General features: G+C 68.6%; 1 protein-coding gene. It reads left to right on the plus strand.

What is annotated here, in order from left to right; all coding sequences use genetic code 11:
* Window positions 1–271, plus strand: a 271-nt coding sequence (locus J0695_RS42370; RefSeq protein WP_505383654.1) for an AbeC-like domain-containing protein, incomplete at both ends; no start/stop codon positions are given.

Raw genomic sequence — 271 nt, forward strand, 5'->3', positions numbered from 1 at the left:
GCGCATGCTGGAGCGCGGCCCGCTGCACACCGGAGGCTTCCCCAAGCCGACGGTGCGGCACTGGATCGTCACCCCGATCGGGGAGAACGCGGACGGGGTGTCCCGGCCCGACGGCACCGACGTCGAGGCGTACCGGATCAAGCCGCACGCCATACAGGAGATCTGCAACAACCAGCAGTTCGGCGCGGGCGACCGGCACTACCTGGGCGTGCAGTGGACCCTGTGGGACGGCCAGTTGGTCATCACCATGCTGATCACGGTGACGGTGCTG

The sequence above is a fragment of the Streptomyces beijiangensis genome (assembly GCF_017315755.1).
GTDB lineage: Bacteria > Actinomycetota > Actinomycetes > Streptomycetales > Streptomycetaceae > Streptomyces > Streptomyces beijiangensis.